Source organism: Pseudomonas hormoni (assembly GCF_018502625.1).
GTDB lineage: Bacteria > Pseudomonadota > Gammaproteobacteria > Pseudomonadales > Pseudomonadaceae > Aquipseudomonas > Aquipseudomonas hormoni.
The window spans coordinates 6,044,620-6,070,800 of sequence record NZ_CP075566.1 but is presented as its reverse complement, the minus strand read 5'-3'; the positions used below and the strand labels follow the sequence as shown (position 1 = coordinate 6,070,800).

At 59.0% G+C, this 26,181-nt stretch carries 26 protein-coding genes; 13 read left to right on the top strand and 13 right to left on the bottom strand.

What is annotated here, in order from left to right; all coding sequences use genetic code 11:
* Positions 1 to 203 precede the first annotated feature (203 nt).
* Positions 204 to 644, top strand: coding sequence for a YkgJ family cysteine cluster protein (locus tag KJF94_RS28275; protein ID WP_027922155.1), 441 nt, complete (start codon positions 204 to 206; stop codon positions 642 to 644).
* Between the two features lie 214 nt (positions 645 to 858).
* Here the strand turns inward: KJF94_RS28275 and typA are convergent, their stop codons facing one another.
* Both typA and thiI read right to left on the bottom strand, forming a co-directional pair.
* Positions 859 to 2,679: a translational GTPase TypA gene (gene typA / locus KJF94_RS28270; protein WP_214380255.1), complete on the bottom strand. Its 1,821-nt coding sequence runs from the start codon at positions 2,677 to 2,679 to the stop codon at positions 859 to 861.
* A 139-nt stretch (positions 2,680 to 2,818) separates the two neighbouring features.
* Entirely contained in the window at positions 2,819 to 4,273 is a 1,455-nt protein-coding gene (thiI, locus tag KJF94_RS28265) for a tRNA uracil 4-sulfurtransferase ThiI (protein ID WP_214380254.1), read from the bottom strand.
* 328 nt (positions 4,274 to 4,601) lie between these two features.
* Here thiI and glnA point away from each other — a divergent pair, with 328 nt between their 5' ends.
* The 5 genes from glnA to ntrC all read left to right on the top strand — a co-directional run bounded on the left by glnA (position 4,602) and on the right by ntrC (position 10,182).
* A complete protein-coding gene (gene glnA / locus KJF94_RS28260; RefSeq protein WP_017336068.1) occupies positions 4,602 to 6,008 on the top strand; it encodes a glutamate--ammonia ligase in 1,407 nt (468 codons plus the stop codon).
* A 298-nt stretch (positions 6,009 to 6,306) separates the two neighbouring features.
* Positions 6,307 to 6,816, top strand: coding sequence for a DUF4124 domain-containing protein (locus tag KJF94_RS28255; protein WP_214380253.1), 510 nt, complete (start codon positions 6,307 to 6,309; stop codon positions 6,814 to 6,816).
* A complete protein-coding gene (locus KJF94_RS28250) occupies positions 6,813 to 7,433 on the top strand; it encodes a DUF4124 domain-containing protein (protein ID WP_250548200.1) in 621 nt (206 codons plus the stop codon). Before KJF94_RS28255 ends, KJF94_RS28250 begins: the two co-directional genes overlap by 4 nt.
* Positions 7,434 to 7,663: 230 nt before the next feature.
* On the top strand, positions 7,664 to 8,749 hold the full coding sequence (glnL, locus tag KJF94_RS28245; protein ID WP_010464561.1) for a nitrogen regulation protein NR(II): 1,086 nt from the start codon (positions 7,664 to 7,666) through the stop codon (positions 8,747 to 8,749).
* Positions 8,746 to 10,182, top strand: coding sequence for a nitrogen regulation protein NR(I) (gene ntrC / locus KJF94_RS28240; RefSeq protein WP_017336064.1), 1,437 nt, complete (start codon positions 8,746 to 8,748; stop codon positions 10,180 to 10,182). Before glnL ends, ntrC begins: the two co-directional genes overlap by 4 nt.
* Before the next feature lie 551 nt (positions 10,183 to 10,733).
* Here the strand turns inward: ntrC and KJF94_RS28235 are convergent.
* On the bottom strand, positions 10,734 to 11,174 hold the full coding sequence (locus KJF94_RS28235) for a hypothetical protein (protein ID WP_214380252.1): 441 nt from the start codon (positions 11,172 to 11,174) through the stop codon (positions 10,734 to 10,736).
* On the opposite strand from KJF94_RS28235, the gene KJF94_RS28230 reads away from it, so the two are divergent.
* On the top strand, positions 11,173 to 11,628 hold the full coding sequence (locus KJF94_RS28230) for a tRNA (cytidine(34)-2'-O)-methyltransferase (protein WP_007949025.1): 456 nt from the start codon (positions 11,173 to 11,175) through the stop codon (positions 11,626 to 11,628). The two genes, KJF94_RS28235 and KJF94_RS28230, sit on opposite strands and share 2 nt — an antisense overlap.
* A 131-nt stretch (positions 11,629 to 11,759) precedes the next feature.
* Here the strand turns inward: KJF94_RS28230 and secB are convergent, their stop codons facing one another.
* The 3 genes from secB to KJF94_RS28215 are packed head-to-tail and all read right to left on the bottom strand — an operon-like array spanning position 11,760 to position 12,962.
* Positions 11,760 to 12,251, bottom strand: coding sequence for a protein-export chaperone SecB (gene secB, locus KJF94_RS28225; RefSeq protein ID WP_027922165.1), 492 nt, complete (start codon positions 12,249 to 12,251; stop codon positions 11,760 to 11,762).
* Positions 12,252 to 12,292: 41 nt separating this feature from the next.
* Positions 12,293 to 12,547, bottom strand: coding sequence for a glutaredoxin 3 (gene grxC / locus KJF94_RS28220; RefSeq protein WP_214380251.1), 255 nt, complete (start codon positions 12,545 to 12,547; stop codon positions 12,293 to 12,295).
* A 1-nt stretch (position 12,548) separates the two neighbouring features.
* Positions 12,549 to 12,962: a rhodanese-like domain-containing protein gene (locus KJF94_RS28215; RefSeq protein WP_214380250.1), complete on the bottom strand. Its 414-nt coding sequence runs from the start codon at positions 12,960 to 12,962 to the stop codon at positions 12,549 to 12,551.
* A 153-nt stretch (positions 12,963 to 13,115) separates the two neighbouring features.
* Between KJF94_RS28215 and gpmI the strand changes: the two genes are divergently transcribed.
* The 5 genes from gpmI (at position 13,116) to KJF94_RS28190 (ending at position 19,722) form a co-directional block, all read left to right on the top strand.
* Positions 13,116 to 14,645, top strand: coding sequence for a 2,3-bisphosphoglycerate-independent phosphoglycerate mutase (gene gpmI, locus KJF94_RS28210; protein ID WP_214380249.1), 1,530 nt, complete (start codon positions 13,116 to 13,118; stop codon positions 14,643 to 14,645).
* Positions 14,646 to 14,871: 226 nt separating this feature from the next.
* The gene (locus KJF94_RS28205) at positions 14,872 to 16,170 is read left to right on the top strand and encodes a murein hydrolase activator EnvC family protein (protein ID WP_214380248.1); all 1,299 of its coding nucleotides are present in this window, start codon (positions 14,872 to 14,874) and stop codon (positions 16,168 to 16,170) included.
* A 34-nt stretch (positions 16,171 to 16,204) separates the two neighbouring features.
* Positions 16,205 to 17,524, top strand: a complete 1,320-nt coding sequence (locus KJF94_RS28200) for a S41 family peptidase (RefSeq protein WP_214380247.1) — start codon at positions 16,205 to 16,207, stop codon at positions 17,522 to 17,524.
* Position 17,525: 1 nt separating this feature from the next.
* Positions 17,526 to 18,293 (top strand): divergent polysaccharide deacetylase family protein, encoded by a 768-nt coding sequence (locus tag KJF94_RS28195; protein ID WP_214380246.1) that lies wholly within the window; start codon positions 17,526 to 17,528, stop codon positions 18,291 to 18,293.
* Between the two features lie 115 nt (positions 18,294 to 18,408).
* Positions 18,409 to 19,722, top strand: coding sequence for a Vps62-related protein (locus tag KJF94_RS28190; RefSeq protein ID WP_214380245.1), 1,314 nt, complete (start codon positions 18,409 to 18,411; stop codon positions 19,720 to 19,722).
* Here KJF94_RS28190 and KJF94_RS28185 read toward each other — a convergent pair.
* From KJF94_RS28185 to KJF94_RS28155, 7 genes are all read right to left on the bottom strand, one after another.
* The gene (locus KJF94_RS28185; protein ID WP_214380244.1) at positions 19,703 to 20,458 is read right to left on the bottom strand and encodes a substrate-binding periplasmic protein; all 756 of its coding nucleotides are present in this window, start codon (positions 20,456 to 20,458) and stop codon (positions 19,703 to 19,705) included. The genes KJF94_RS28190 and KJF94_RS28185 overlap by 20 nt on opposite strands.
* A gap of 78 nt (positions 20,459 to 20,536) precedes the next feature.
* Positions 20,537 to 21,307, bottom strand: a complete 771-nt coding sequence (gene hisF / locus KJF94_RS28180) for an imidazole glycerol phosphate synthase subunit HisF (protein ID WP_007897430.1) — start codon at positions 21,305 to 21,307, stop codon at positions 20,537 to 20,539.
* Positions 21,308 to 21,316: 9 nt separating this feature from the next.
* Entirely contained in the window at positions 21,317 to 22,054 is a 738-nt protein-coding gene (hisA, locus tag KJF94_RS28175; RefSeq protein ID WP_008041005.1) for a 1-(5-phosphoribosyl)-5-[(5-phosphoribosylamino)methylideneamino]imidazole-4-carboxamide isomerase, read from the bottom strand.
* 42 nt (positions 22,055 to 22,096) lie between these two features.
* Complete coding sequence (locus KJF94_RS28170) at positions 22,097 to 22,354, bottom strand: DUF2164 domain-containing protein (protein ID WP_008024930.1); 258 nt, start codon at positions 22,352 to 22,354, stop codon at positions 22,097 to 22,099.
* Positions 22,355 to 22,993, bottom strand: a complete 639-nt coding sequence (hisH, locus tag KJF94_RS28165) for an imidazole glycerol phosphate synthase subunit HisH (RefSeq protein ID WP_214380243.1) — start codon at positions 22,991 to 22,993, stop codon at positions 22,355 to 22,357.
* Positions 22,993 to 23,586, bottom strand: coding sequence for an imidazoleglycerol-phosphate dehydratase HisB (hisB, locus tag KJF94_RS28160; protein WP_003218037.1), 594 nt, complete (start codon positions 23,584 to 23,586; stop codon positions 22,993 to 22,995). Before hisB ends, hisH begins: the two co-directional genes overlap by 1 nt.
* Positions 23,587 to 23,834: 248 nt before the next feature.
* Positions 23,835 to 25,499, bottom strand: coding sequence for an OFA family MFS transporter (locus KJF94_RS28155; protein WP_214380242.1), 1,665 nt, complete (start codon positions 25,497 to 25,499; stop codon positions 23,835 to 23,837).
* A gap of 221 nt (positions 25,500 to 25,720) precedes the next feature.
* On the opposite strand from KJF94_RS28155, the gene KJF94_RS28150 reads away from it, so the two are divergent.
* A complete protein-coding gene (locus tag KJF94_RS28150; RefSeq protein WP_214380241.1) occupies positions 25,721 to 26,125 on the top strand; it encodes an acetyl-CoA sensor PanZ family protein in 405 nt (134 codons plus the stop codon).
* The last annotated feature ends 56 nt before the right edge of the window (positions 26,126 to 26,181 follow it).

Genomic DNA, 26,181 nt, shown 5'->3' with positions numbered 1-26,181 from the left:
GTGGGCTCTGGTTCGGCAGTTTTTCCTGTTAGTGCGAGATAGGCCGGCATTACATTGTCGTGTGTCTGAATCAATGCAGGGGCCGTGCCGGATTAACGGTGTTTATTGGACGGCAAAGAAAAAATCTGGCGAAAGGTTGTTCAAAAATCCACCAGTCCCGGTATGATCGCGCGCCCTGATACACATGCTGGTAACAACCGATGATGAAGCCCAACCTGATCGCCGCCGCAGAGATCGATCGTCTCGATACCTGGGCCAAATATTCTGCGCCGATGTGCGGCTCGTGTGTATCCAGCTGCTGCACCCTGCCGGTCGAGGTCAAGATCAAGGATCTGATCCGCATCGGCATCGTCGACGAGTTCGAGCGCGGCGAACCGGCGAAGAACATCGCCAAGCGGCTGCAGAAGGAAGGGATCGTCGAGCGCTACAGCCAGAAAACCGAGATCTTCACCCTCCAGCGCATGAGCAACAACGATTGCCTGTACCTGGATCGTAAGAGCCGTCTGTGCACTATTTATGAAAAGCGCCCGGACACCTGCCGCAATCACCCGAAAATCGGGCCGCGACCGGGGTATTGCGCTTACAAGCCGAAGGAAGTGGCGCGCGAGACCAGCAGCTCCCGTCGAACCCTCGAGAAATTCTGATCCTCAGCCTGCGCACTGTGGCGAGGGAGCTTGCTCCCGCTTGAGTGCGCAGCACTCACAAAAATCTGCATTCGCTGCAAAATTCTGGGGCTGCTACGCAGCCCAGCGCGAGCAAGCTCGCTCGCCACAGTTATTGCACAAACCCCAGACAAACAAAAACGCCCCCGACCTTGCGGTCGGGGGCGTTTTTTTTAAGCGCTAACTAAGTCGAAACTCAGTTGCCGCTTTTCTTGGCAGCGCGGGTACGCTCGCTTTCGCCCAGGATCTTCTTGCGAAGACGGATGGACTTAGGAGTGACTTCGCACAGTTCGTCTTCTTGCACGAACTCAAGAGCTTGTTCCAGGGTGAAACGGATAGGCGGAACCAGAGCGATGGTTTCGTCTTTACCCGAAGCACGCATGTTGTCGAGCTTCTTGCCTTTGGTTGGGTTGACGCCCAGGTCGTTGTCGCGGCTGTTGATGCCGACGATTTGACCTTCGTACACGTCTTCACCGTGACCCAGGAACAGTTTGCCGCGAGCTTGCAGGGTTTCCAGCGAGTAAGTCAGAGCCTTACCGGTAGCAACCGAAACCAGCACGCCGTTCTGACGGCCGGACATGTCGCCGGACTTCATCACGTCGTAACGGTCGAAGATCGAGGTCAGGATGCCTGCACCGGAGGTCAGGGTCAGGAACTCGTTACGGAAACCGATCAGACCACGGGCCGGGATGTTGTACTCAAGGCGCACACGGCCCTTGCCATCCGGAACCATGTTGGTCAGGTCGCCCTTACGGATACCGATCTGTTCCATGATCGAACCTTGCGATTCTTCCGGCAGGTCGATGGTCACGTTTTCGTACGGTTCGTGCTTCACGCCGTCAACCATACGGATGATCACTTCCGGACGACCAACACCCATTTCGAAGCCTTCGCGACGCATGGTTTCGATCAGTACCGAGAGGTGCAGCTCACCACGGCCGGAGACTTTGAACTTGTCAGCCGAGTCGCCTTCTTCAACGCGCAAAGCAACGTTGTACAGCAGCTCTTTGTCCAGACGTTCCTTGATGTTACGGCTGGTCACGAACTTGCCTTCTTTACCGCAGAAAGGCGAGTCGTTTACCTGGAAGGTCATGGAAACGGTTGGTTCGTCAACGGTCAGCGGCTTCATCGCTTCGACGTTCAGTGGGTCGCACAGAGTGTCGGAGATGAACAGCTGGTCGAAGCCGCTGATGCAGACGATGTCGCCGGCAGCTGCTTCTTCAACGTCGATACGGTGCAGACCGTGGTGACCCATCAGCTTCAGGATACGACCGTTACGCTTCTTGCCGTCGGCGTCGATAGCGACTACCGGAGTGTTCGGCTTGATGCGACCACGAGCGATACGGCCAACGCCGATAACACCCAGGAAGCTGTTGTAGTCCAGAGCGGAGATCTGCATCTGGAACGGACCGTCACGGTCGACTTTCGGCGCAGGTACGTTGTCGACGATCGACTGGTACAGCGGGGTCATGTCTTCGGCCATTTCGGTGTGGTCCAGACCGGCAATACCGTTCAGGGCCGAGGCGTAGACGACTTTGAAGTCCAGCTGTTCTTCGGTGGCACCCAGGTTGTCGAACAGGTCGAAGATCTGGTCCAGAACCCAGTCCGGACGCGCGCCTGGACGGTCAACCTTGTTGATGACCACGATCGGACGCAGGCCGGCTTCGAAAGCCTTCTTGGTCACGAAACGGGTTTGCGGCATAGGGCCGTCTTGAGCGTCAACCAGCAGCAGAACGGAGTCAACCATCGACATTACGCGTTCTACTTCGCCGCCGAAGTCGGCGTGGCCCGGGGTGTCCACGATGTTGATGTGGAAGCCGTTCCAGTTGATGGCGGTGTTTTTCGCCAGAATGGTAATACCGCGCTCTTTCTCCTGGTCGTTGGAGTCCATCACGCGCTCGTCGTTGAGCTCGTTGCGCTCCAGAGTGCCGGATTGACGCAAGAGTTTGTCTACCAGGGTGGTTTTACCATGGTCAACGTGAGCAATGATGGCGATGTTGCGTAGATTTTCGATCACTTGTGTATCTCGATCAGAGGATTCGGTGTGCTGACAAGTCTTGGCAGCGATTAACAGTAGAGTCAGGCCTTGCCGTTACAGCTTGACGGCAGAGTCGGGGGGCCGATGACGCAGGCCACAGGCAAACAGCCCCGGGCTCTTAGCTCGGTCGATAAACGCGCACATTGGCATGCCCCTCACTGAGCAAATGGTGGGCATGCAGGCGACTCATCACGCCTTTGTCGCAATACAGCAGGTACTGGCGAGTAGGGTCCAGTTCCTTGAAACGAGCGTTCAATGCATAAAACGGCATCGTCTGTACCTCAATGCCACCGAGTTCCAGCGGCTCGTCTTCAGCGGCATCCGGGTGACGGATGTCGATGATGATCTGGCCCGCCAGTGCTTCGCTGACTTCTTCGATCTGCAAGTCCTGGCCCAATTCGTCGATCACGCGATCGATCGGCACCAGTTTGGCGTTCTCGAGCGCACGCTCAAGGACCGCCATGTCGAATTCTTTCTCTTCATGCTCCACGCGCGGACGCTTGGCGTGGGTCTTGGGGTTCACCGAGATGACCCCGCAATACTCCGGCATGTGCTTGGCGAAGTCGGCAGTGCCGATTTCGTTGGCCAGGTCGATGATGTCCTGCTTGTGACTGGCGATCAGCGGACGCAAGACCAGCTTGTCGGTCACGCAGTCGATCACGGACAGGTTCGGCAGCGTCTGGCTGGAAACCTGGGAAATCGCTTCACCGGTAACCAGCGCCTCGATGTCCAGCCGATCGGCAATACGGGAAGCAGCGCGCAACATCATACGCTTCAAAACTACACCCATATGACTGTTATCGACTTTCCCGAGAATTTCTCCCAGGACTTCCTCGAACGGTACACTGACAAATAACACGCGTTGGGAGCTGCCGTACTTCTTCCAGATGAAGTGCGCGACTTCCATGACGCCCAGTTCATGGGCCCGCCCGCCCAGATTGAAGAAGCAGAAATGGCTCATCAGGCCGCGGCGCATGATCTGGTAAGCGGCAACAGTGGAATCGAAGCCGCCGGACATCAGTACAAGCGTCTGCTCCAGTGCACCCAGCGGATAACCGCCGATGCTGTTGTGCTGGCTGTGGATCACGAACAACCGTTTGTCGCGAATTTCGATACGGACTTCGATTTCCGGCTCTTTCAGCGAGATTCCGGCGGCACCGCACTGACGACGCAGTTGGCTGCCGACGTATTTCTCGACATCCATCGAACTGAATTCATGCTTGCCGGCGCGCTTGCAGCGCACCGAAAAAATCTTCCCGGCCAGCGAATCACCGAAGTGCAGCTTGCACTTGGCGACGATGTCATCGAAGTCGCCCAGCGGGTACTCGTCGACCTGCAGGAAATGCGCGATGCCCGGCATGCAGCTCAGGCGCTCGGTCATGTCCTTCAGTACTTTGGGCTCAGTCACGCGGGTTTCAAGCTCGAGATTGTCCCACACACCGTTCACCACCACGGCCGGGTCCAGATCGCGGAGCACGGTGCGGATGTTTTTGGCCAACTGGCGGATGAAACGCATCCGTACCGGGCGGCTCTTGATGGTGATCTCGGGGAAGACTTTTACGATTAGTTTCATGAAAACAGCGCGCGCTGGGCCAGCCGAAAAAGGGGGGCGCGGATTATAGCGGAAATTGCTCAAGGTTTAACCAGTTAATGTGCAGAAGGTTTTCGACGCACCAAAACGGGTCATTTACTGATTTTGACGCAACATTGTAGGGCGACATTTTGCACCGCAATGCGATTTGTGCCTTTATAAGCGTGATATTGGGGCAAAAAACCCATGCTGGGGCACTGGCATGCAATTTGCTCCCTTGTGAGGCAGGTTGCCTTGGCAGAGTATTCGCGCCGGCATCACAAACATTTAAGGGCAACCACTACCAGCCCTAATCCACCCGGAGGACACTATGTCGAAGTCGGTTCAACTCATCAAAGATCATGACGTCAAGTGGATTGATCTGCGCTTCACGGACACCAAAGGCACTCAGCACCACGTGACCATGCCGGCTCGCGACGCGCTGGATGAAGCTTTCTTCGAAGAAGGCAAAATGTTCGACGGTTCCTCCATCGCTGGCTGGAAAGGCATCGAAGCCTCCGACATGATCCTGATGCCGGACGACAGCACCGCTGTTCTCGACCCGTTCACCGAAGAGCCGACCCTGATCCTGGTTTGCGACGTGATCGAGCCTTCGACCATGCAAGGCTACGACCGCGACCCACGTGCGATCGCCAAGCGCGCCGAGGAATACCTGAAGTCGACCGGTATCGGTGACACCGTATTCGTTGGTCCGGAACCAGAATTCTTCATCTTCGACGAAGTGAAGTTCAAGTCCGACATCTCCGGCTCCATGTTCAAAATCTTCTCCGAACAAGGTTCGTGGATGTCCGACCAGGACGTGGAAGGCGGCAACCGCGGCCACCGTCCAGGCGTCAAAGGCGGCTACTTCCCTGTTCCGCCGTTCGACCATGACCACGAAATCCGTACCTCCATGTGCAACGCCATGGAAGAAATGGGCCTGGTCATCGAAGTTCACCACCACGAAGTGGCGACTGCCGGTCAGAACGAAATCGGCGTGAAGTTCAACACCCTGGTTGCCAAGGCTGACGAAGTTCAGACCCTGAAGTACTGCGTGCACAACGTGGCTGATGCCTACGGCCGCACCGCGACCTTCATGCCCAAGCCTCTGTACGGCGACAACGGCTCGGGTATGCACGTTCACCTGTCCATCGCCAAAGATGGCAAGAACACCTTCGCTGGCGAAGGCTATGCCGGCCTGTCCGACACCGCTCTGTACTTCATCGGCGGCATCATCAAGCACGGTAAGGCACTGAACGGCTTCACCAACCCGTCGACCAACTCCTACAAGCGTCTGGTCCCAGGTTTTGAAGCTCCAGTAATGCTGGCCTACTCGGCTCGCAACCGTTCCGCTTCGATCCGTATTCCTTACGTGTCCAGCCCTCGCGCTCGCCGTATCGAAGCTCGCTTCCCGGATCCAGCAGCCAACCCATACCTGGGCTTCGCCGCACTGTTGATGGCTGGCCTGGACGGCATCCAGAACAAGATCCACCCTGGCGACGCAGCTGACAAAAACCTGTACGACCTGCCGCCTGAAGAGGCGAAAGAGATCCCACAAGTTTGCGGCAGCCTGAAAGAAGCCCTGGAAGAGCTGGACAAAGGTCGTGCGTTCCTGACCAAAGGCGGCGTGTTCTCCGATGACTTCATCGACGCTTACATCGCTCTGAAAAGCGAAGAAGAAATCAAGGTTCGTACCTTCGTACACCCACTGGAATACGAGCTGTACTACAGCTGCTGATCCGGTAGCGCCTGCGCAAGCGGCGTGACAAAAAGAGGCCTCCTTCGGGAGGCCTTTTTTGTGGGCGCGATTCAGGCCTGACGAAGAAACCCTGTGGGAGCGGGCTTGCCCGCGATGGCGTTAGCACATCCGACAGCAATGTTGACTGGTGCAACGCTATCGCGGGCAAGCCCGCTCCCACAGGGTTATGCGGCGGTTTTGAAGAATCTCGGAAATCATGCCCAAATGTTTACAACTTGGGCCAACCGCCGCCTCTGACCTATGCTGCAATCCAACGCTTTCGTTTCTGGTCGATTTTATGGGTCGTGGTTTTCTATTGATGCTGCTGTTGATCGCCCTGCCCGCCACAGCGCAGATCTATAAGTACACCGACGCCGCCGGTAACACCGCTTACAGCAATCAACCGCCCGACGGCGTGAAGGCGGAGCCGGTCGAGCTACCGCCGCTCAATAGCGTCGAGCGCCAGGCACCTCCTGCCCCACCTGCCGAAACCACCAGCCGCGAACAGTCCCGCAGCGCCTACGAGGTGCTGGAGCTGACCAACTTGCCCACCACCGAGGCGCTGCGCGCCAACAACGGCACATTCACCGTCAACGTGCTGATCAAACCCCGTCTGCAAGGTCCGCATTTATTCAGGTTGTTGCTGGACGATCAGCCTTACGGCCAGCCGAGCAACGTGCCGATCCTGCAACTGGTCAACATTGATCGCGGCACCCACAGCCTCGCGGTCCAGGTGATCGAAGGGGAAAACGTCGTCCAGCAGAGCCCGATCGTGACCTTCACCGTCCAGCGGGTGCACAAGCCGTGAGGTGGTGCCTGTTGATCGCCTGCCTGATCGTGCCGCCCGTGTCGGCCGAGGTCTTCACCTACATCGACGCCCAGGGCAATCGGGTTTTCACTGACCAGCCCGGCTCCCGCAACGCCAAACGCGTGCCGCTGGCGCCGAGCAACCGCATGTCCGCCAATCCGACCGGCGCAGCGCCGGTAATTGCCGAGAAAAAAACCGAAACCAAACCCCTGTTCCGCTACGACCTGCTCAGAGTGCTGGTGCCCGAGCCCGATGCCACGATCCGTAGCAGCGCTGGCGAGTTGATCGTCAGCATCACCAGTGAACCCGGCCTGCAACCGGGTCATCGCTACCGTTTGTTGCTGGACGGGCAGCCCACCGCTGAACCCGGTCCGAGTCCGGTATTTGCCTTGGGCAACATCGACCGCGGCAGCCATAACCTTTCGGTAGAAATTCTCGATGAGCACGGCCGCACCGTCGAGCGCACGGCCAATCAACCCTTCCACATGCTGCGCATCTCCCTCGCGCAGAAACGTCAGGTCAAACCCTGCACGCTGACAGACTACGGTCAACGACCGGAATGTCCGCTCAAAGACAAACCTGAAGAAGAAAAAAATCCCTTCCTGCGCTTCTTCTAACGTCGCTCAGCTTTGCGCACTATATTGGTGCAACAGATTGCACCGTACCCACATTCCAACCCATTTTGGTTCGAAAGTACCCGCGAAAGCTGGCAGAACGCTACGCAAACGAGCGTCAAACGCCCGTTTCAGGCCTTTAACGCTTCTTTTCGGAGCCTTGGTTTGGTTTTTGCATTTTCCTCGCATCAGCGCTTTATTCATGCGCGCGCCCTGCTCCAAAAGAGGTCCCGATGACCATTAGCGACGCACTACACCGTTTGCTACTCGACAACCTCACCACCGCCACCATTCTGCTCGATGCCGAACTGCGCCTCGAGTACATGAATCCGGCGGCAGAGATGCTCCTGGCCATCAGCGGTCAGCGTAGCCATGGGCAGTTCATCAGCGAGTTGTTCACCGAATCCACCGAGGCGCTGAACTCCCTGCGTCAGGCGGTCGAGCAGGCGCATCCATTTACCAAACGCGAAGCGATGCTCACGGCCCTCACCGGCCAGACGCTGACCGTCGATTACGCGGTAACACCGATCCTGGCCAACGGCGCCACCATGCTGCTGCTGGAAGTCCATCCGCGGGACCGCTTGTTGCGAATCACCAAGGAAGAGGCGCAGCTGTCGAAGCAGGAAACCAGCAAGATGCTGGTGCGCGGCCTGGCTCATGAAATCAAGAACCCCTTGGGCGGGATTCGCGGCGCAGCCCAGTTGCTTGCCCGCGAACTGCCGGAAGAGAGCCTGCGCGACTACACCAACGTCATCATTGAAGAAGCCGACCGCCTGCGAAACCTGGTGGACCGCATGCTCGGCTCGAACAAGCTGCCGTCGCTGGCCATGTGCAACGTCCACGAAGTGCTGGAACGCGTCTGCCACTTGGTCGAGGCGGAAAGCCAAGGCTGCATCACGCTGGTGCGCGACTACGATCCGAGCATTCCCGACGTCCTGATCGACCGCGAGCAGATGATTCAGGCTGTCCTGAACATTGTGCGCAACGCGATGCAGGCCATCAGCAGCCAGAACGAGCTGCGCCTGGGCCGCATCAGTTTGCGCACCCGCGCCATGCGTCAGTTCACCATTGGCCACGTGCGGCATCGCCTCGTGACCAAGATCGAAATCATCGACAACGGTCCCGGCATTCCCGCAGACCTGCAGGAAACCATCTTCTTCCCCATGGTCAGCGGCCGTCCGGACGGTACCGGGCTGGGCCTGGCCATTACCCAGAACATCATCAGCCAGCACCAGGGCCTGATCGAGTGTGACAGCCACCCAGGCCACACCACCTTCTCGATCTTTCTGCCACTGGAACAAGGAGCCACATCGACATGAGCCGTAGTGAAACCGTGTGGATCGTCGATGACGACCGTTCTATCCGTTGGGTCCTGGAAAAAGCCTTGCAGCAAGAAGGCATGACCACGCAAAGCTTCGACAGCGCCGATGGCGTGATGAGCCGTCTGGCGCGCCAACAGCCGGATGTGATCATCTCCGACATCCGTATGCCGGGTGCCAGCGGTCTGGACCTTCTGGCGCGGATTCGCGAGCAACACCCACGGTTGCCAGTGATCATCATGACCGCGCACTCCGATCTGGACAGCGCTGTCGCGTCCTATCAGGGCGGCGCGTTCGAATACCTGCCCAAGCCGTTCGACGTCGACGAAGCGGTGTCACTGGTCAAGCGCGCCAACCAGCACGCCCAGGAACAGCAAGGCCTGGAAGTCCCGGTCGCCCTGACCCGTACCCCGGAAATCATCGGCGAAGCGCCGGCGATGCAGGAAGTGTTTCGCGCCATCGGGCGCTTGAGCCACTCCAACATCACCGTGTTGATCAACGGCGAATCCGGGACTGGTAAAGAACTGGTGGCTCACGCCCTGCACCGTCATAGCCCGCGGGCGGCTTCGCCGTTCATTGCGCTGAACATGGCGGCGATCCCGAAGGATCTGATGGAGTCCGAACTGTTCGGCCATGAAAAAGGCGCGTTCACCGGCGCGGCCAATCTGCGTCGCGGACGGTTCGAGCAGGCGGACGGCGGCACGCTGTTCCTTGATGAAATCGGTGACATGCCGGCGGACACGCAAACCCGTTTACTGCGCGTGCTGGCCGACGGCGAGTTCTACCGCGTCGGCGGTCATGTGCCGGTCAAGGTTGATGTGCGAATCATCGCCGCGACGCACCAGAATCTGGAAACCCTGGTGCACGCCGGGAAATTCCGTGAGGACTTGTTTCACCGTCTCAACGTGATCCGTATTCATATACCGCGGCTGTCGGACCGTCGCGAAGACATCCCGACGCTCGCCAAGCACTTCCTCAGCCGCGCCGCGCAAGAATTGGCGGTGGAGCCGAAGCTGCTGAAAAGTGAAACAGAGGAATACCTGAAGAACCTGCCGTGGGGCGGCAACGTGCGACAGCTGGAAAACACCTGCCGCTGGATCACGGTGATGGCTTCGGGTCGCGAAGTGCACATCAGCGACCTGCCGCCGGAATTGCTGAGCCTGCCGCAGGATTCGGCTCCGGTGACCAACTGGGAGCAAGCGTTGCGCCAGTGGGCTGATCAGGCGTTGGCGCGTGGTCAGTCGAGCCTGCTCGACACGGCGGTACCAGCCTTTGAACGGATCATGATCGAGACTGCGCTCAAACACACGGCTGGCCGCCGTCGTGATGCCGCGGTTTTGCTGGGTTGGGGGCGTAATACCCTGACGCGCAAGATCAAGGAATTGGGGATGAAGGTTGATGGTGGGGATGATGATGAGGGGGAAGAGGGTTAAACAGCCTTTAGGTCTTCGCTGACAGTTAGATCCAATCGCGGGCAAGCCCGCTCCCACAGTGGATTGTGGCGTTTCACGATTGCGTGAGCACCATTGAACCCTGTGGGAGCGGGCTTGCCCGCGATGCTTTTGGGGGCCTGGTGCACCGCCGCAAGGCACCGTGAACCGCAATCGCGCACGCCAGCTGATTCGAAATCCTGCCTGCATTCGCAATCGAACCCTTATCGAAAAAACACGAAAGCCCCGTAATCCGGGGCTTTCAGCGTTTCAGAGAGCGTTTCTGTTTCAACTTATTAAAACCTGGCACGCCCCCTGCAATAGTCCATTCAGTGATTCAGTTCACTACCCGGTTTCGGGGACCTTGGTACAGGCAGGCCGGGGATTCCCCTCTTTACATCGGGCTCACACCGCACTTGCGACGAGCCCAGACAGTTTTGGGGCCCTTGATACAGGCAGGTCAGGGGTTCCTTCTTTACACCGGGCTCACGACGCAATGCGCGAGCCCTCCCGTTTTGGGGACCTTGGTACAGGCAGGCCGGGGATTCCCTCTTTTATTGCTCTCGGAGATGGATCTCCAGCCGCCAGCGGTCATCGACCTCGCTACCGGCCCACTCGCCCTGCAGCGGCCGGGCCGCCACGACCGACAGCAACAGCCCCCCATCACTCAAACGCACCCGCCAGTTCACGCTCTTGTCATTGAGTTTGAGCTGACCCTTCTGCGCCTTGCCTTCCGCCTCGAACAACAGCGCCAGGCTGCCGTCCACAAACTCGCCATGGCTCTTGGGCTCATTGTTGAACCACACCACCAGGCCATCGTTCGTCACGTCGACTTGCTGCAATTCGCTGGGGTCGGGCGCGGTCAGGCGACCGATCATCAGCCCCACCATCACCCCGACAATCGCCAGCGACCCCATCACCCGCGGGAATAGTTTCGAACGCGGGTCCGCTTGCGGCGTAGAATGCCCGTCATCTTTACCTTCGGAGCCGTGCATGTTTCACGTCATCCTTTTCCAACCAGAAATTCCGCCGAATACCGGCAACGTTATCAGGCTGTGCGCCAACAGTGGCTGCCACCTGCATTTGATCGAACCGCTAGGCTTCGAGATGGACGACAAGCGCTTGCGCCGGGCCGGCCTCGACTACCACGAGTATGCCACCCTGCAACGCCACGCAGACCTCGCCAGCTGCCTGGAAAGCCTTGGTCATCCGCGGCTGTTCGCCTTTACCACCAAGGGCTCGCGGCCATTCCACGATGCCAGTTTCGCCGAGGGCGACGCGTTCCTGTTCGGTCCGGAAAGCCGTGGCTTGCCGGCGGAAGTGCTCGACGCCCTGCCCGGCGAACAACGCCTGCGCTTGCCGATGCGCGAAGGCTGTCGCAGCCTGAACCTGTCGAATACCGTGGCGGTTGCCGTGTATGAAGGCTGGCGCCAGCTCGGTTTCAAGTAACACCGCATAACAAATGTGGGAGCGGGCTTGCTCGCGAAGGCGTCGTGTCAGTCAACATCAATGTTGAATGATCAACCGCTTTCGCGAGCAAGCCCGCTCCCACATTGGACTTGCTTCGACGCTCGGACCGCTTACTGAACGGTCGGAGTCTCGCCCGCAGCCTGCATGCGTTGCAGCTCTTGCGCGTACAGCGCATCGAAGTTCACCGGAGCCAGCATCAGGGCGGGGAACGAACCGCGAGTCACCAGGCTGTCCAGGGTTTCGCGAGCGTACGGGAACAGGATGTTCGGGCAGAAAGCACCCAGGGTGTGGCTCATCGAAGCGTCGTCCAGGTTCTTGATCAGGAAGATCCCGGCCTGTTGCACTTCAGCGATGAACGCCACTTCGCCGTTCTCACCGTTTTTCACGGTCACGGACAGGGTCAGTACGACTTCGTGGAAGTCGCCTTCCAGGGCCTTTTGACGGGTGTTCAGATCCAGACCGACGCTCGGCTCCCACTGCTGGCGGAAGATCGCCGGGCTTTTCGGGGCTTCGAAAGACAAGTCACGTACGTAGATGCGCTGCAAGGAGAATTGCGGTGCGGTTTCTTCTTCGCTGGCTGCAGTGTTCTGTTGGTCAGTCATCTCAGATCCTTTCTGATCTTGGGGTCTTATAGGGAAGGCATTCAGGCCTTGAGCATGGCGTCGAGCTTGCCGGCGCGCTCAAGGGCAAACAAATCATCACAGCCGCCAATGTGGCGCTCGCCGATCCAGATCTGCGGCACAGACGTACGTCCGGCTTTCTGGGCCATGGCGGCGCGCACCTGCGGCTTGCCATCGACCTTGATCTCTTCGAAGGCCACGCCTTTGTTCTCGAGCAGTTGCTTGGCCCGGGAGCAATAACCGCAGTAATCGCTGGAATAGACGACGACGTTGCTCATATCACTTCACCAGCGGCAGGTTGTCGCCTTTCCAGCTGGAAATACCGCCGGACAGCTTGGCGGCGGTGAAGCCGGACTTCATCAGCTCGCGGGCATGCGTGCCGGCGGTCTGGCCCATAGCGTCGACCAGGATGATGGTCTTGGCCTTGTGCTTTTCCAGTTCGGCGACGCGAGCGGCCAGTTTGTCGTGAGGAATGTTCAACGCGCCAACAATGTGACCAGCGGCGAAATCCTTGACCGGACGGATGTCGATCACAACGCCCGCGTCCTTGTTGACCAGCCCGGTCAGTTCACCGGTGCTCAGGCTGCGGCCGCCGCCTTGCATCTGATAGGCCAACAGCAAGGCCGCCAGTACGACGAAGATACCCACGAGAATGTAGTGGTTGGTGGCGAATTGAATCAGATGATCAACCATCGAAGGAGGTTCCAGGGCGTTAAAATGTCGGCCAGTATACACAGCCACTATGGTGGGCCAAACCCCGTCCGGCGGTGACGCCGTCGGAACTTCGCTTTAAACTGCCACTCCCTTTTCCATTGCCCTCTTTTAACTCAGCCACGAGTGGAATCCATGACTACCACGCCTAAACCTTTGGTCCTGATTATTCTCGACGGCTTCGGTCACAGTGAGAGCCCTGAATCCAACGCCATCTTCGCCGCGAAGAAGCCCGTGCTGGACCGTTTGTGGGCCACCGTGCCGAACGGCCTGATCTCGGGCAGTGGCATGGACGTCGGTCTGCCGGATGGCCAGATGGGCAACTCCGAAGTCGGTCACATGAACCTCGGTGCCGGCCGCGTTGTGTATCAGGACTTTACGCGCGTGACGAAATCGATCCGCGACGGCGAGTTCTTCGAGAATCCAACCATCTGCGCCGCGGTGGATAAAGCCGTGGCTGCCGGCAAAGCCGTGCACTTCATGGGCCTGCTGTCCGATGGCGGGGTTCACAGCCACCAGGATCACCTGATCGCCATGGCTGAACTGGCCTACAAGCGCGGTGCCGAAAAAATCTACCTGCACGCCTTCCTCGATGGTCGCGATACGCCACCGAAAAGCGCCCAGTCGTCCATCGAATTGCTCGACGCGACCTTCCAGGCCCTGGGCAAAGGCCGGATCGCCAGTATTATCGGCCGTTACTTCGCCATGGACCGCGACAACCGTTGGGATCGCGTGTCCCAGGCCTACAACCTGATTGTCGATGGCAACGGCGAATTCAACGCCGCCACCGCCCAGGAAGGTCTGCAAGCCGCGTACGAACGTGGCGAGAGCGACGAGTTCGTCAAAGCCACCTCCATTGGTGAGCCGGTGAAAGTCGAAGACGGCGACGCCGTGGTGTTCATGAACTTCCGCGCCGACCGCGCCCGCGAGCTGACTCGCGTATTCGTCGAAGACGATTTCAAGGAATTCGAGCGTGCGCGCCAGCCAAAACTGGCCGGCTTCGTCATGTTGACCCAATACGCCGCGAGCATTCCTGCACCATCGGCCTTCGCCGCCGGCAGCCTGGACAACGTGCTCGGTGACTACCTGGCAAAAAACGGCAAGACCCAACTGCGCATTGCTGAAACCGAGAAATACGCCCACGTGACCTTCTTCTTCTCCGGCGGTCGCGAAGAACCGTTCCCGGGTGAAGAGCGCATCCTGATCCCGTCGCCGAAAGTCGCCACTTATGACTTGCAGCCGGAGATGAGCGCGCCCGAAGTCACCGACCGCATCGTCGATGCCATCGAAAACCAGCGTTACGACGTGATCGTGGTCAACTACGCCAACGGCGACATGGTCGGCCACAGCGGTGTGTTTGATGCAGCGGTGAAAGCCGTGGAGTGCCTGGACCTGTGCGTCGGCCGCATCGTCGAAGCTCTGGAAAAAGTCGGCGGCGAAGCGCTGATCACGGCTGACCACGGCAACGTCGAGCAAATGGCTGATGAATCCACCGGCCAGGCGCACACCGCGCACACCACCGAGCCGGTGCCGTTTATCTATGTTGGCAAGCGTGACTTCAAGGTTCGCGATGGCGGCGTGCTGGCGGATGTGGCGCCGACCATGCTGATGCTGATGGGGCTTGAGAAACCGGCGGAAATGACCGGTACTTCCATCCTGGTGTAATCGCTCTTACAAACGCCGTAAACCCTGTGGGAGCTAGCCTGCTAGCGAATGCGGAGTGTCAGCCAACATCAACGTTGCCTGACCCACCGCTTTCGCCAGCAGGCTAGCTCCCACATTAGTTTCAGTGTTTTTCAGGCCGGTTATCACACAGCCCCAATTGGGCGTTTTTTTTGCAGCTCATGGCGGGCATACTAGGCCGTCCCTTTCCCTGGTGTCGCCCGCCTCTATGCTTCGCGTCCTGATAGCCCTTGCTCTGACTTGCCTGCTCCAACCGGCCTTTGCTGACGAGCGCGCGCAAACCCAACAACAGTTGGACGCCACGCGTCAGGACATTGCCGAGCTGAAAAAACTGCTGGGCAAGCTCCAGGAAGAAAAGTCCGGTGTGCAGAAAGACCTCAAAGGCACCGAGACCGAGATGGGCAAGCTCGAGAAGCAGGTCGAAGCCCTGCAGAAAGAGCTGAAGAAAAGCGAATCCGAGCTGCAGCGACTCGATGGTGAGAAAAAAAAACTCCAGAGCGCGCGCATTGAACAGCAACGACTGATCGCCATTCAGGCCCGCGCAGCCTATCAGAACGGCCGTCAGGAGTACTTGAAGCTGTTGCTCAACCAGCAGAACCCGGAAAAATTCGCCCGCACCCTCACCTATTACGATTACCTGAGCCAGGCCCGCCTGGAACAGCTGAAGAATTTCAACGAAACCCTGCGCCAACTGGCCAACGTCGAAAAAGACATCGCCCTGCAACAAGCGCAATTGCTGGTGCAGAAGAGCAGCCTCGACAGCCAGCGCGATGAACTCGACAAAGTCCGTCAGGAGCGCCAGCAAGTCCTGGCCAAGCTGAGCGACGACGTAAAGGCTCGCGACCAGAAGCTGGCCGCCCGCGAGCAGGATCAGGCGGACCTGTCTAAAGTCCTTAAAACCATCGAAGAAACCCTGGCCCGCCAGGCTCGTGAGGCAGAAGAAGCGCGGCAAAAAGCGCTGATCGCCCAGCAGGAAGCCGAAAAAAAGCGTTTACGTGAGGCTCAGGCTGCAGCAGACGCAGAAGCCACTGACGCCCCACGCAAACCCGTTAAATCGACACCCGGCGCCCTGGTATCAAGCTCAGGTGAGACGTTTGGCGGCCCCTTTGCTTCAAGCCGGGGAAAACTTCCGTGGCCGGTTGATGGTCGACTGCTGGCACGCTTTGGCGAAACCCGTGGCGACGATGCCCGGACCAAGTGGGACGGCGTGATGATCAGCGCCTCCGCCGGCAGCCAGGTGCATGCCGTGCATGGCGGTCGCGTGGTGTTTGCCGACTGGTTGCGCGGTGCGGGGCTGCTGGTGATTCTCGACCACGGCAACGGTTTCTTGAGTCTTTACGGTCACAACCAGACGCTGCTCAAGTCTGCGGGTGACGTGGTAAAAGCCGGTGAGTCCATCTCCACTGTCGGTAACAGTGGCGGACAGGACACACCAGCGCTGTATTTCGCTATTCGTCAGCAGGGTCACCCGAGTGATCCGGCGCAATGGTGCCGCGCGCAAGGATAGGCGTTGAGTCACCTACATTAGGAGTTCGTTCGACATGCTGCATTTGTCCCGTCTTACCTCGCTGGCCCTGACGATCGCCCTGGTGATCGGCGCGCCCCTGGCGTTCGCTGCTCAACCGGCTCCGGCGGTCGCGCCGGCGGGCACTGCTGCGACCACCAAGGCGCCGTTGCCGCTGGAAGAGTTGCGCACCTTTGCCGAGGTCATGGATCGGATCAAGGCAGCCTATGTCGAGCCGGTGGACGACAAGACCCTGCTGGAAAATGCGATCAAGGGCATGCTCAGCAACCTCGACCCGCACTCCGCCTACCTGGGCCCGGAAGACTTCGCTGAATTGCAGGAAAGTACCAGCGGCGAATTCGGCGGCCTGGGCATCGAAGTCGGCGCCGAAGACGGTTTCATCAAGGTGGTTTCGCCTATCGATGACACTCCGGCCTCCAAGGCTGGCATCCAGGCCGGCGACTTCATCGTCAAGATCAACGGCCAGCCGACTCGCGGCCAAAGCATGACCGAAGCCGTAGACAAGATGCGCGGCAAGATCGGCCAGAAAATCACCCTGACCCTGGTTCGCGATGGCGGCACGCCGTTCGACGTGACCCTGGCCCGTGCCATCATTCAGGTGAAGAGCGTGAAGGCGCAGCTGCTGGAATCTGGCTACGGCTACATTCGCATCACCCAGTTCCAGGTCAAGACCGGCGACGAAGTCTCCAAGGCCCTGGCCAAACTGCGCAAGGACAACGGCAAGAAGCTCAACGGCATCATCCTCGACCTGCGCAACAACCCGGGCGGCGTGCTGCAAGCGGCGGTGGAAGTGGTTGACCACTTCATCACCAAAGGCCTGATCGTTTACACCAAGGGCCGCATCGCCAATTCCGAGCTGCGTTTCTCCGCCACCGGCAAGGACGAAAGTGAAGCCGTGCCAATGGTTGCGCTGATCAACGGCGGCAGCGCCTCCGCCTCGGAAATTGTTGCCGGCGCCCTTCAGGATCAGAAACGTGCAGTGGTCATGGGCACCACCAGTTTCGGCAAAGGCTCGGTTCAAACCGTGCTGCCGCTGAACAACGACCGCGCACTGAAGATCACCACGGCGCTGTACTACACGCCGAACGGCCGCTCGATCCAGGCGCAAGGCATCGTTCCGGACATCGAAGTGCGCAAGGCCAAGATCACCAGCGAGCAGGACGGCGAATACTTCAAGGAAGCCGATCTGCAAGGTCACCTGGGCAATGGCAACGGCGGCGCCGACAAACCGACCAGCTCCAGCGGCAAGGCCAAGGCGATGCCGCAGGATGATGATTACCAGTTGGCCCAGGCCCTGAGCCTGCTCAAAGGGTTGAGCATCACCTCCGGCCGCTGAGATGCGCCTGCGGTTGATCCTCGGTCTGTTGTGTTGTCTGGCGGGTGTTGCTCACGCGGCGCCCGCCCCTCAAAAGGCCTACATCACGCTGATCATCGATGACCTGGGGCAGAACCTGCCCCGGGATCGCCGCGTGCTGGCCCTGCCCGGCCCGGTGACCACGGCGATCATGCCCGACACACCCCACGCCACCGAATTTGCCCGCGAAGCCCATCGCGCCGGCAAGATCGTCATCCTGCATATGCCGATGGACCCAGCCACGGGGCCATTCGCCTGGCATCCCGATCTGCCCACCGACGAGCTTGAGAAGCGCCTCAACGCGGCGTTCAAAATGGTCCCGTACACAAGCGGCATCAACAACCACATGGGCAGTCGCATGACCGCACAGCAACCCGCTATGGCCTGGTTGATGGCGGACTTGCAGAGTCGGCACAAGTTCTTTGTCGATAGCCGCACCAGCGCGCAAACCGTGGCAGCGGCCGAGGCGCAGAAGATTGGGTTGGCGAGTGTTTCGCGGGATGTGTTTCTGGACGATGAGCGCACTGAAGCCGCGATTTTTACGCAGCTGCAAACGGCAATCAATCTGGCGCGCAAGCAGGGTTCGGCGGTGATGATCGGACATCCATACCCGCAGACGCTGGCAGTTCTTGAGCGAGAGCTGCCCAAGCTCAAAGCTCAGGGTATCGAATGGATCGACATCAAGCAGATGATCAGCGTGCGCAGCAATCGCGCAACGGCCGCTCACGGCAAAGACGGGATTTATCGGTAATACCCCGTCACAACCGATAAATAATTACCGCCAGATGCGTTCCGCCATTCCGGATAGTGAGACCTGCAAAAGGTCGCGGCTCCCCTGAGCCGCCTTTCAACTATCAGGATTGCTTATGATCACCGATGACAATATCGCCTCTGTCGGCAGACAGATGGAATCAATTAAATACAAAAACCTGCTGATCAACTTTACGACCGAATTCAACCGGAGCTCGAACTTCAGTGGCTCGGCGCCAAAACCCGGCACCTTTTGGCGCCCCACGCCCGCTCCTGATTTGCTGCCGGGTTTTTTCCCGCTGGGCGATATCGTCGAATCCGGGGATGACAACATCAACGGCAAGAGAGTCGCAGCGGTTGTTTGCGAGGGCATTGCGCAAATCGGAGATTCGTCGCAAGCAAAAGCACTCAACCGGCCGGTTGACTATGAGCAAATATGGAGGGACCCGGGCTCAGAATCGGTCGGTACGCTATGGCGACCGATCCCGCCTGATGGATATGTAGCACTGGGGCTGGTGTGTAGCAGGGACGACGAAAAGCCGCCACTTCACGCGATACGTTGCGTACGGGCGGATCTGGTTATCGATTCAAGCCTCGGCGACTCGATCTGGAACAATTGGGGCAATGGCGGGACGCAAGATTTCGGCGCCTGGCATATCAAGCCTCCAGTCGCGGCAGCAGGAGAGATCTACTTCGCACCCGGCACCTTCGTCGGCTTCAAGAACGTTGCCCATCCGTCGACCCAAGTCGCCGCTTATTCATTGCGAATGCAGATCCCCCAGCTGATCAATCCCGCACCTGAAGTTCCAGTACTTTCAGGATTCGCGGCGCCCTCACCTCTTGAAGCATCCGAGGCCACGCAAATTGCCATCCTTCCCTGGTTCGCCGTCGAAGACAATGCTTTGAGCCCCATCGAAAGATTAAGCAAATCACCGTATTACCGCCTGGAAAGAACAGACCGATATGCACTCGTCGGTTACGGCCACAACACAGGCGACGGGAGCAAGCTATTCAGATGGACAGCGTCCCGAGTGCTGATCGGCAAGGTTTTGCAGTTATTCACTCGCCTCACCTCTATCGAGGTCAAAACCGAATGGCCAATGGGCGGTTCGGAAGTAAACCGGCCAATAAAATTCTCGGCACAGTTGAACAAGCTTTTCACTCATACCGAATCAACATCCAGCGGATGGACCACTTCGAAAGCCATAGAAGTCGTCTCCTTTGTTCCGAAAAACAAGATGGTGGCGGTTTATCAATTGCAGAGTCACTACGAGTTATTGCGCGAAGATGGCACGCAAGCGGCTGTCAACTTCGCTTACGCAGATAGCGACAGTTTGTACTTTGCCGAGTATCCGACTGAAGTCGGTGATGTCATCGCAGTCCCTATGCCGGTGAGCGATTCGTCAGCCGTTACAGATACCGCCCCATGATTTCATCGACCACCCCGTCCTTGCGCAACTGATCCAGCGCAGCCTGGAGCTTGGCGACGGTTTCGTCCGGCACGTCCTTGTTCAGCGCCAGGTACAGCTCGGCGCTGTTGAAGCGCAGCACGGTCTTGAGACCGGTCACCCCGTCCTGGCGGGCCAGATAGCGGCCTGCCGGGTCGCCGGTGGCCCAAAGATCGATCTGGCCGCTGACCAGTTTCTTCGCGTTGTCCTGGTCGCGCAGCACAACAATCGGCTTCAGCCCTTGCTTGGCCAGTGTCTCGGCAATCGCATCGCCCTTGTACGCACCGATCTTGTATTTGCGCGCATCTTCCAGCGTTTCCAGGCTGATTTTGCTGTCCGCCTTGGCCAGCATGATCCAGTCATCCGGACCAATCGGGCCGACCCACTTGAAAAGCTTCTCGCGATCCGGCAACCGCGCCATCACGAAGACGCCATATCCAGGTTTCTCGAGGGCGAGCTTGTAGATTCGCTCCCAAGGGAAACGCAGCGTCAGGCTGTAGGTAATGTCAGCACGCTTGAACATCTCGCGGACGATGTCCACGGCGATGCCATTGATGTTCTCGTCCTGAGCGAAGTTCTTGCCGTTCTTGGCCATGTTGTACGGCGGGAAGTTTTCCGTCAGCAACACGAGGTCGGCGTCAGGATTTTCTGCAGCGTGCACTCCATTGATGAGCAATAGAGATGCGCTGGCGAGGGCAAGTAGAAGGCGTTTGAGCATGTCTGGCTACCGAGATCCATGGCGTACCCAAGAGTGCCTTGAGCCCGCCATGATGTCCACTGGCCTGTATCGGTTTGTTTAGCGCATCACGATGCCGCGATGAGCCATGTAGGCCTTGGCTTCCTGCACGGTGTATTCGCCGAAGTGGAAAATACTCGCCGCCAATACCGCGCTGGCGTGGCCTTCGAGAATGCCGTCGGCCAAGTGCTGCAGGTTGCCGACACCGCCAGAGGCAATCACCGGAATGCCCAAGGCATCGCTGATGGCGCGGGTGACGCCCAGGTCGAAGCCGTTTTTCATGCCGTCCTGATCCATGCTGGTCAGCAGGATTTCACCGGCACCCAGGCCTTCCATCTTCTTCGCCCATTCAACGGCATCGAGACCGGTCGGCTTGCGTCCGCCGTGAGTGAAGATTTCCCAGCGCGGGGTTTCGCCCGGGCCGGAGACCTTCTTGGCGTCGATGGCGACAACGATGCACTGCGAACCGAAATGCTGCGCGGCCTCGCCAACGAATTCCGGGTTGAACACCGCGGCGGTGTTGATCGAGACCTTGTCCGCGCCGGCATTCAGCAGATTGCGAATGTCCTGCACGGTGCGCACGCCGCCACCCACGGTCAGCGGAATAAACACCTGGCTGGCCATGCGTTCAACGGTGTGCAGCGTGGTGTCGCGACCGTCGACGCTGGCGGTGATGTCGAGAAAGGTAATCTCGTCGGCACCCTGCTCGTCGTAGCGACGGGCGATTTCCACCGGGTCACCGGCGTCACGAATGTTCTCGAACTTCACACCTTTAACGACCCGGCCGTTGTCCACGTCCAGGCAAGGGATGATGCGTTTGGCCAGCGCCATGGTCAGTCCTCAGCCTTTGTACGAATCGCAGAAAGCTTGCGCTTCGGCGACGTCGAGGGTGCCTTCGTAGATCGCCCGGCCGGTGATCGCGCCAATGATGCCTGGCGCCTTGGCGTCGAGCAGCGACTTTATGTCACCGAGGTTGTGGATGCCGCCGGAAGCGATCACCGGAATCTTCGTCGCAGCGGCCAGCGCCGCGGTGAACGGCACGTTGCAGCCCTGCATCATGCCGTCTTTGGCGATGTCGGTATAAACGATCGCGGACACGCCATCGGCTTCGAACTGCTTGGCCAGGTCTATCACCTGGACGGTGCTGATTTCAGCCCAGCCATCGGTGGCGACGAAACCGTCTTTGGCGTCGAGGCCGACAATCACTTTACCCGGGAAAGCGCGGCAGGCTTCAGCCACGAAAGCCGGATCTTTCACGGCTTTGGTGCCGATGATCACGTAGCTCACGCCCGCTTTCACGTAGTGCTCGATGGTTTCCAGGGAACGGATACCGCCGCCGATCTGGATCGGCAGGTTCGGGTAGCGCTTGGCGATGGCGGTGACCACTTCGCCGTTGACCGGCTGGCCTTCGAAGGCGCCGTTCAGGTCGACCAGATGCAGACGACGGCAACCGCCCTCCACCCACTTGGCAGCCATGCTCACCGGGTCATCGGAGAACACTGTGGAATCTTCCATGCGGCCCTGGCGCAGACGAACACAGGCACCGTCTTTGAGATCGATAGCGGGAATAATCAGCATCTGGCAAACCTTCAAATTCGATTGTTCAGCTTCGCTCGGAAATCAGTTTTTCTCGAGCGCCCACAGGTCGCTTTCGATGCTTTCGAACCTCTCTTTGAGGTGCGTCTGCACATCGAAAATCGCCCTGTTGTAATAGTGCGGCGCAATTTCACGGGTAAACAGCTCAAGGATTTCAGCCGCTTCGAACGAACCCAGGTCCAGTTCGAAGCGATCCTCCATGAAGCGCTTGATCTTGTGATTGGCCTCGTTCTCCTGTTCGGGAGTGAGGGTCAGAATCGGCGGCTTCTTCTTGACGGCCATTTACCAGCGACCGTCCCACGCGGCGAAGTTCTGCAGCAATTGCAGGCCATGGGTATGGCTCTTCTCCGGGTGGAATTGCACGGCGAAACGCGAGCCATCGGCCAGCGCTGCAGCGAAATCGACACCGTAATGACCGCCACCCACCACCTGCCGCGCGTTGCCGGCAGCGATGTAGTAGCTGTGCACGAAGTAGAAACGCGCCAGGTCCGAAATGTTGTGCCACAGCGGATGCGCGATCGTCTGCTTCACTTCGTTCCAGCCCATGTGCGGGACTTTCAGGTGCTCGCCGTCTTCATGCAGGTCTTTGCCGAAGAACTTCACCGCGCCCGGGAACAGGCCGATGCAGTCGACGCCGTCGTTCTCTTCGCTGCTGTCGAGCAAGGCTTGCATGCCGACGCAGATGCCGAGGAACGGACGGTCCTGGCTGACTTCACGCACCAGCGAGTCGAAGCCCAGGCGACGGATTTCCGCCATGCAATCGCGAATCGCGCCGACGCCGGGGAAAACCACCCGGTCGGCTTCGCGAATCACGTCGGCATCGCTGGTGATCAAGACCTTGCCGGCACCCACGTGCTCGAGGGCCTTGGCCACCGAGTGCAGGTTGCCCATGCCGTAATCGATAACCGCGACCGTCTGCATTACAGAACGCCTTTGGTCGACGGCATCTGACCGGCCATGCGGTCATCCAGCTCTACGGCCATGCGCAGTGCGCGGCCGAATGCCTTGAACACGGTTTCGATCTGGTGGTGGGTGTTGGTGCCACGCAGGTTGTCGATGTGCAGGCTGACGAGGGCATGGTTGACGAAGCCCTGAAAGAATTCCTGGAACAGGTCAACGTCAAAACCGCCGACGGTGGCGCGGGTGTAGGGAACATGCATCTGCAGGCCAGGACGGCCGGAGAAGTCGATCACCACGCGCGACAGCGCTTCATCGAGCGGGACGTAGGCGTGGCCGTAGCGACGGATGCCTTTTTTGTCGCCGATGGCTTTGGCGAAGGCCTGACCGAGGGTGATACCGACGTCTTCCACGGTGTGGTGGTCGTCGATATGCAGGTCGCCCTTGCTGACAATATCCAGGTCGATCAGCCCGTGACGGGCGATCTGGTCCAGCATGTGCTCAAGAAAAGGAACACCGATATCGAATCGGGCCTTTCCGGTGCCATCCAGGTTGATCGAGGCTTTGATCTGGGTTTCCAGAGTGTCGCGCTCGACTGACGCCTTACGTTCGGCCATCACCAGCTCCGCAAAATCATTGGGCGAAAAAGGCAGCCATTATAGGGGCGCGGGCGGGAAACAGAAACACGAGAGGTGATATCGCTGACGGAGGGAATCCGACCGTGCCGGGGTTGTACCTGTAATGACATGTAGGAGCGAGGCTTGCCCGCGAAGACGGTGTACCTGATACACCGCGTCATCGTTCTTCGCGAGCAAGCTTCGCTCCTACAGGAAGCGGTGCGCCCAACGGGTCGGGCGCGAGATCATCAGTGGAAAAGGACCGCAGTTTTTTGCAGAGTCACCCAAACACCCCACGCCAACGGAATACCCACCACCAGCCACGCAGCCACTGCCAACGGCTTGGTGCCTGCATCCGCTTTCCACTCCAGCACGGTGCTGGCATCAGCACCCTTGTCGTGGCCCAGCGCCTGTTCGGCGGCCAGTTCAGCGTCGGTCATGAAGTACTTGTCGGCCACCGGGCGAACCAGCAGGTTGCACAGGAACCCCAGCACCAACAGGCCCGCGAGGATGTACAAGGTGATGTCATAGGCTGCGGCGCGTTCAACGCCGATGCTCAGCTGATACTCACGCAGGTAGTTCACCAACACCGGACCCAGCACGCCAGCGGCAGCCCAGGCGGTCAGGAGACGACCATGGATCGCGCCAACCATTTGCGTACCGAACAGGTCGGCAAGGTAAGCCGGCACCGTCGCAAAACCACCGCCGTACATCGACAGGATCACGCAGAACGCCGCTACGAACAGCGCAACGTTGCCCAGGTGACCAAGGTTCGGGATCAGTGCGTACAACGCAAAACCGAGGGCGAAGAACACGAAATAAGTGTTTTTACGACCCAGGTAATCCGAGAACGAAGCCCAGAAGAACCGCCCGCCGATGTTGAACAGGCTCAGCAAACCGGTGAAGCCGGCAGCAATCGCGGCAATCGAGGCCAGTTGGCCCGCGTCCAGCTGACCAAACGTCTGGCCAGTGCCGAGCAATTTGCCGGCGAACACTTCCTGCAACAGCGGCGAAGCCATGCCGAGGATGCCGATACCGGCAGAAACGTTCAGGCACAGCACCAGCCACACCAGACGGAATTGTGGGGTTTTCCACGCCACATTCACGTGTACGTGGCGATGGGTGATCATCGCGTTCGAGGCTTTTTTCGCCGGAGCAGTCCAGCCCTCAGGCTTCCAGCCGGTTGGCGGAACGCGGTAGGACAATGCGCCGCCGATCATGAACACAAAGTAGATCGCGGCCATCACCAGGAAACTCTGCCACACGCCTACGCTTTCTGCCGATGCGAAGTGACCCATCAAGGCCGCGGCCAGTGGAGCACCAACCATCGCGCCACCACCGAAACCCATGATCGCCATGCCGGTCGCCATGCCGCGCTTGTCCGGGAACCACTTGATCAGGGTCGAAACCGGCGAAATGTAACCCAGGCCCAGGCCGATACCGCCAATGACCCCGGAGCCGATCCACATCAGCCAGATCTGATGTGTATACACGCCCAGCGCCGAAATCAGCAGACCACCACACCAGCACAGTGCCGACACAACACCAGCTTTGCGCGGCCCGGCGTGTTCCAGCCAGCCACCCCAGATCGCTGCCGAGCAGCCGAGGAAGATGAAGAACAGGGTGTAGATCCAGCCGAGCATCGAGATCGGCCAGTCGCATTGCGACGAGAAAACCTGCGAGATGAAGCTCATGTCCGGCGCACACGCGACTGCCTTGGTCACGCCCAGCGCCTTGGACAGGGGCAGCCAGAACACCGAGAAACCGTAAGCCATGCCGATGCAGAGGTGGATGGCCAACGCGGCCGGTGGCACCAGCCAACGGTTGAAACCGGGCTTGGCGATGATGCGCTCCTTGGACAGGAACGAGGGCTGGTCGGCGTTGAGGCCGTCCGCCGTGATGCTCGTGGTCATTGTGTATCCCCCAATTATTAGTATGGTTCGCCAGTACTCCCCACCCCCAGCCTTTATGCGCACGCATGACTGTTTTTAAGGTGGAGCTCCATTTTGGTGCGACATCACGTCGCAGAAGGACGGACGAACTGGCAGAGGTTACCATTTGCACGTGACAGAAAAACCAAACTGATATCACCTTTTCGCAAGTCGTCTGTTCTCGTACCACTGAAGGAACCGCCATGCCTATCATCGTCGAGCTGCTGAACGAAGCCAGCTATCAGGATCAGCAGGATCTGCAGAAAATCTACCGCGACGCGCCGGACTGGTTGTTCGCCCCGTTTGCTGGTGATGTGCAGTTGATCGAAGGCTGTCTGCGGGAAGGTTCGCTGATCGGCGGGCGTTTCAACGATCGCCTGTTGGGTGCCGCGCGCCTGCAAAGGCACCAGGATGTCTGGCATCTGTCCCAGCTATGTGTACGAAAAATCACCCGCCGTCGCGGGGTTGCTGAGCGGCTGGTGAACGAAGCCCGGGAAATGGCGTCGCAATCGGGCGCGACATTACGCCTGCTGGCACCTGCCGGGCACCTTGAAGCACAAGCACTGGCGGCCAAACTGAAAGTGCCGCTGGATACACTGCCCGGCTGATCGCTGACCGGTCGTCCACTTCGGAGCGCTATACTCCCCGGCTAAATTCGAATTCG